The organism is Methylobacterium sp. J-001 (assembly GCF_022829565.1).
GTDB lineage: Bacteria > Pseudomonadota > Alphaproteobacteria > Rhizobiales > Beijerinckiaceae > Methylobacterium.
Map to the genome: position 1 here is coordinate 1 of NZ_JAKSYN010000117.1, position 908 is coordinate 908.

The following is a 908-nucleotide window of genomic DNA, read 5'->3' on the forward strand; positions in this document are numbered from 1 at the left end:
CGCCGCTGCCCGAACCGTCCCAGACCTTTGGGCAGCCATCGCCCGGGCCTTCGCAGCCTTCACTCCAGCGGAATGCCGCAACTACATCGCCGCCGCCGGATACGACGCTTATGACCCAACCTAAACGACAACAGCTCTAGCGCAGCAGCTGGAGGATGCCCTGCTGAGCCTGGTTCGCCAGCGACAGGGCCGAGATGCCCAGGGACTGGCGGGTGGACAGGGCCTGCGAGTTCGCAGCCTCCTGGTTCAGATCCGCCGCCGTCAGGTTCGACGCGCCGGTGTCGAGCACGTTGATCAGGTTCTTGCTGAAGTCCTGGCGGTTCTGCACCACCGAGAGGTTCGAGCCGAAGGTGGACGCATCGGTGCGCAACTGGCTCGATGCGGTCGTGAGCTTGTTCAGGGTCGTGTTGATGTCGGCGTTGAGCAGGAAGCTGCCCTGCCCGATCGTCGAGGTCTTGGTCGAGGTGCTGGTGATCGAGGTCAGGCCGAGGCCGCTCGAGGTCTCGTCGGTCGCCGAGACCGTGAGGTTCGAGTTGCCCTTCGGGTTGAAGTTGATCGTCAGGTTGTTGTTGTCGCCCTTGCCGTTGATCAGGTTCGTACCGTTGAAGCTCGAATCACCGGCGAGCTGGTCGATCTGGGTCAGCAGGCTGTTGTACTGCGAGGCGAGCGTCGCTCGGGCCGAGACGCCCGACACGCTCAGGTCCGAACTCTGGCCGGCCGCGGCGGTCGTGCCGTAGGTCGGGCCGGAGGAGGCCGTACCGCCCGCAAAGCCCAGCGCGGTCTGGTCGGCCGAGGTCTTGAATTCCACGTCCGAGGACGCGTTCATCACGATCTTGGTGCCGTCGGTGCTCTTCGAGAAGCTGCCGGCGCCGACCGCGGTGTTGAGCTTGGTCAGGGCCTGGTCGAGG

At 65.1% G+C, this 908-nt stretch carries 1 protein-coding gene and 1 pseudogene; one reads left to right on the forward strand and one right to left on the reverse strand.

Annotated elements, in window-relative coordinates; translation table 11 throughout:
- Positions 1–124 (forward strand): annotated as a pseudogene (locus MKK65_RS13805) (IS630 family transposase); the annotation flags it as partial.
- A 12-nt stretch (positions 125–136) separates the two neighbouring features.
- On the opposite strand, the gene MKK65_RS13810 reads toward MKK65_RS13805, so the two are convergent.
- The coding region (locus tag MKK65_RS13810; protein WP_279596703.1) for a flagellin at positions 137–908 on the reverse strand (772 nt) is incomplete at its 5' end.